Genomic DNA, 4,783 nt, shown 5'->3' with positions numbered 1-4,783 from the left:
CCGCCGTGACGCCGCCCGGGGCGCCGGCGGTGCCGCCCGCGACCGCGATGACGCCGCCCGCGGCGCCCGCCCTCCCCGAGGTGACGGGCCCGGAGATCCCGAAGTACGAGATCAAGGGACGGCGCGATCCGTTCGAATCGCTCGACGCCAAGGGGATCTCGCCAACGTCGGCGCTCGGCGCCGCCAAGCTCACGGGCATCGTGCGGAGCTCCAAGGCGACGCTGGCGCTGATCGAGACCCCCGACGGCCTGGGATATATCCTCAGATCCGGGGACACGCTCGGGGATGGCCGCCTGCTGGAGATCGGCTCCGACAGCGTGGTATTTCAGATGGCGCCGAGGTCCGGCGCACCCACAAACCGCATGGTACTCAAACTGGCGACAAATTAAATGAATACGGAACGACGGATCCCCATCGTGCTGGTCGCGGTCAGCGTGGCGCTCGTACTGCTGGTAGCGACGCCCGCGCAGGCACAGACGGCGCCCGCCGTCCTGAGCGACGTGACGGTGTCCTCGCAGCCCGACGCGGTCACCGTGTACGTGAAGACGTCGCGGGAGCCGCAGTACCACGCCGAGCTGATCGACGGACCGAACCGGCTCGTCATCGACCTCGACAATACCGTCTACGCCTGGCGCAAGACCCCGCTGACCGTGGGCGCCGACCCGGTCAAGCAGATCCGGGGCAGCCAATACCGGAAGGGCGTCGCGCGCGTGGTGTTCGAGCTGACCCGGAACGTCGGGTATGCGATTCGCGAGGAGGACGACGGTCTCGCGATCATCATCCCGACGGCCCAGGTGGCGGCCGCGCAGCCGAAGCCCCCGAAGGCGGCCGCGGCCGAGCCGGCGCCGATGCCAGCACCGGCGCCCGTGATCCCCGAGGTCCGTCCGGCGCCCGAGCCCGAGCCGGCGAAGCCCCCGGTGGCCGAGGTCCGTCCCGCGCCGATCCGCATCGCCCAGGCCGCCCAGCCCGCGCCGGCGCCGCCGCCCACGAACGGCTCGCACCTGATCTCGTTCGACTTCAAGGACGCCGACGTCGTGAACCTCCTCCGCATCCTCGCGGCCGAGAGCGGCAAGAACATCGTCATCGGCGAGGACGTCAAGGGCAAGATGTCGATCACGCTGAGGAACGTGCCCTGGGATCTCGCGTTCGAGACCGTGCTCGTCACGAAGGGCCTCCAGAAGATCGAGAAGGACGGCGTGGTTCGCATCGTCTCCACCGACCAGCTCATCAAGGAGCGCGAGGGGCTGCTGCGGGTCGAGGAGTCGCGGCTCAAGGCCGAGAACGAGATCCGCCAGAAGGCGGCCGAGGCGAAGATCAAGGAGCAGGAGGCGATCGAGAAGCAGCGCATGGTCGAGTTCGCGCGGGCGGAGCAGCTGGCGCGCGGGCCGCTGAGGGAAGAGACGATCCGCCTCGCCTACGCCGACCCCGACGAGATGGTCGCCACGCTCCGCGGCATCCTCGGCCTCACGGGCCCCGGTGGCGGCGCGCCCGGCGCGCCCGGCGGGCCGCCCCCGATCGCGGCCCCGCCGTTCTCCGCTCTCTACGGCACGGGCCCGCCGGCGGCGCCGGGGCAGCCCGCGCCCCTGCCGCCGGCCGAGGTGCTCGCGAAGGGCATCACGATCATGCCGCACAAGCCGACGAACTCGATCTTCATCCGCCACTACGAGGCGGACCTCGAGCGGATCAAGAAGCTGATCCGCGAGAAGCTCGACGTGCCGCTGCCGCAGGTGAAGATCGAGGCGCGGATGAACGAGCTGAACCGCACCGAGTTCTTCGGACTCGGCATCCGGTGGGGCGGCGCGGCGGTGCGCCGGCTCACGACTGGCGGCGACGTGCTGGTCGGTCAGGGCTTCGCGACGCAGAACCCGGGCACGGGGATCGCTCCAGTCTTCTTCAACCAACCCCCCAACAACCCGGGCCTGACGCTCGCCAACTTCCTGCCCGTGAGCGCGACGACCGGCCTGCCCCTCGGCGGCAACATCGTCAACTTCCCGCTGCTTCCGAGCGGCTCGTTCTCCGGCATCACGCCGAGCGGTCTCGCCTTCGGGTTCATCAGCCGGAAGATCAACATCAACCTCATCCTCGACGCGCTCGAGGCGCAGAGCAAGAGCACGTCGCTCGCCAAGCCCGAGGTCGTGACGGTGGAGAACGCGAAGGCGTTGATGTCGCTCGGCAGCGAGATCCCGTACGCGACGGTGAGCTCCGCCGGCACCCAGGTCCAGTTCAAGGAGGCGCTGCTCAAACTCGAGGTCACGCCGACGGTCATCCGTGAGCCGGGCGACATCACCCGGGTCAAGCTGCTCGTGAACGTCGAGAACAACTCCAAGGGCGCCGACATCAACTCCACGGCCGGCCCGATCCCGAGCATCAACAAGCGCCAGGCGACGACGCAGGTCATCGTCAAGGAGGGCGAGACGCTCGCCATCGGCGGGATCCGGCAGCGGGACGTGGTGGAGAGCGTCCAGAAGGTGCCGCTCTTCGGCAACATCCCCATCATCGGGTTCCTCTTCCGGTCGACGCAGCGGCTGACCGACCCGAACCGCGAGATGGTGGTCTTCATCACGCCGTACGTCCTGAAGCTGGACGTGGCCCAGACGCCCCCGGCGACGCCGCCGCAGAAGTAGCAGGGCATGGCCGGAGGCCTCCGCTTCCTCACCGCGGGCGAGTCCCACGGTGAGGCCCTGGTCGCCGTCATCGACGGCGTCCCGGCGGGCCTGCCCCTCGCCGAGAGCGACATCAACGAGGACCTGGCGCGCCGCCAGCGCGGCTACGGCCGCGGCGGGCGGATGAAGATCGAGCGCGACCAGGTCCGCATCCTCTCGGGCGTCCGCTGGGGCGCGACGCTCGGCAGCCCGATCACCCTCCAGATCGCCAACCGCGACTGGGAGAACTGGAAGTCCACGATGTCGGTCGTCCCTCCGGAGCCCGGGACCGCCTCGAAGCAGATCACGCGGCCCCGGCCGGGCCACGCCGACCTGGCAGGCGCCATAAAATACGGCCACCGCGACATCCGCAACGTCCTCGAGCGCTCGAGCGCGCGGGAGACGACCGCGCGGGTCGCCGTCGCCGGCGTGGCCAAGCGGCTCCTCGCCGAGTTCGGCATCACGATCCTCTCGCACGTGACGGAGATCGGCGGCGTCCGTATCGCCGCCGACCTCGACCTCGCCTGGGAGGAGATCCGGCGGCGCGCGGAGGCGTCCGAGGTCCGCTGCGCCGATCCCGCGGCCGAGGCGGCGATCATCGCGGCGATAGACTCGGCGAAGGAGAAGGGCGACACGCTCGGCGGCGTGTTCGAGGTGGTCGCGCTCGGGTGCCCGGTGGGCCTCGGCTCGTACGTGCAGTGGGACCGACGGCTCGACGGCCGGCTCGCGCAGGCGTTCTGCTCGATCCAGGCGATCAAGGGCTGCGAGCTCGGCCTCGGCTTCGAGACCGCGCGGCGCCCCGGCTCGGGCGTCCACGACGAGATCCTGTTCGACGCCGAGAGCGGCTTCAAGCGCAAGACCAACAACGCCGGCGGCCTCGAGGGCGGGGTGACGAACGGCCAGCCGGTCGTCGTCCGCGCCGCGATGAAGCCCCTGTCCACGCTCCGCACGCCGCTCAAGTCGGTGGACCTCGCCACGAAGGAGGCGGTCGAGGCCGTCGTCGAGCGCAGCGACGTCTGCGCCGTGCCGGCGGCCGGCATCGTGGGCGAGGCCATGATGGCGATCGTCCTCGCCGAGGCCTTGCTCGAGAAGTTCGGCGGCGACAGCCTCCAGGAGATCCGCCGCAACTACGACGCCTACCTCGGCAGCCTGAAAAGCTGGTAGCCTCGATCCTGAGGCTCCGATGATCATCCCGGTCAACCTCGGTACCCGCTCGTATCGCATCGTCGTCGAGTGCGGGGCGCTCGCCACGGTCGGCGGCCACCTCCGTGAGCTCGGCGTCGGCGCCCGCGCCGCGCTCGTGAGCGACGCGGCGATCCTCGCCCTCTACGGCAAGGCGGTCCGCGCGAGCCTCGAGGGCGCGGGGTTCGCCGTGGCGACGCTGGAGGTGCCCGAGGGCGAGGGCGCCAAGACGCTGGCCGTGGCCGAGCAGTGCTGGAACGAGCTGCTTGCGGCGGGCCTCGACCGCACCTCGACGGTGCTCGCCCTCGGGGGCGGCGGCGTCGGCGACGTCGCGGGCTTCGTCGCGGCGACCTACATGCGCGGCGTCAACTTCGTCCAGGTGCCGACGACCGTGCTCGCCCAGGTGGACGCGTCCATCGGGGGCAAGACCGCGATCGACCACCCGAAGGCGAAGAACCTCATCGGCGCGTTTTACCAGCCACGCCTGGTCGTGGTGGACCCGGCGGTCGTGCTGACCCTGCCGGACCGCGACTTCCGCTCGGGCCTCGCCGAGATCGTCAAGCACGGCGTCGTGCTGGATGCCGCCTACTTCGACGACGTCGAGCGCTCGGCGAAGGCTCTCGATGCGCGCGATCTCCCCACCCTGACGCGCATCATCGGCGGCTCGTGCCGGCTCAAGGCCTCCGTGATCCAGCGCGACCCGGAGGAGAAGGGCGAGTGGCGCTTCGCGCTGAACTACGGTCACACGATCGGCCACGCATTGGAGGCGGCGACGCGGTTCGAGACGTGGACGCACGGCGAGGCGGTCGCGCTCGGCATGGTCGCCGAGGCGCGGCTGGCCGAACGGCTTGGCGTGGCCGACGCCGGGACGACGCGGCGGCAGGAGACCTTGCTGCGCGGGCTCGGACTGCCGGTGCGGGCGCCCGCGGTGGACGCCGACGCCGTGCTGGCCGCGATCA

Annotated in this window: 4 protein-coding genes; all 4 read left to right on the top strand. The window is 70.8% G+C overall.

Annotation, left to right across the window (positions count from 1 at the left end; all coding sequences use genetic code 11):
* Positions 1-389, top strand: a 389-nt coding sequence (locus VKG64_18700; GenBank protein ID HKB27071.1) for a hypothetical protein, incomplete at its 5' end; no start/stop codon positions are given.
* Positions 390-2,624, top strand: coding sequence for an AMIN domain-containing protein (locus VKG64_18695; protein HKB27070.1), 2,235 nt, complete (start codon positions 390-392; stop codon positions 2,622-2,624).
* A gap of 6 nt (positions 2,625-2,630) precedes the next feature.
* On the top strand, positions 2,631-3,806 hold the full coding sequence (gene aroC / locus VKG64_18690; GenBank protein HKB27069.1) for a chorismate synthase: 1,176 nt from the start codon (positions 2,631-2,633) through the stop codon (positions 3,804-3,806).
* A 19-nt stretch (positions 3,807-3,825) separates the two neighbouring features.
* A partial coding sequence (gene aroB, locus VKG64_18685) for a 3-dehydroquinate synthase (GenBank protein ID HKB27068.1) occupies positions 3,826-4,783 on the top strand: 958 nt, incomplete at its 3' end.

The sequence above is a fragment of the Candidatus Methylomirabilota bacterium genome (assembly GCA_035260325.1).
Classification (GTDB): Bacteria; Methylomirabilota; Methylomirabilia; order Rokubacteriales; family CSP1-6; genus AR19.
The sequence above is the reverse complement of the archived record's forward strand: the minus strand, read 5'-3'. Positions and strand labels throughout refer to the sequence as shown.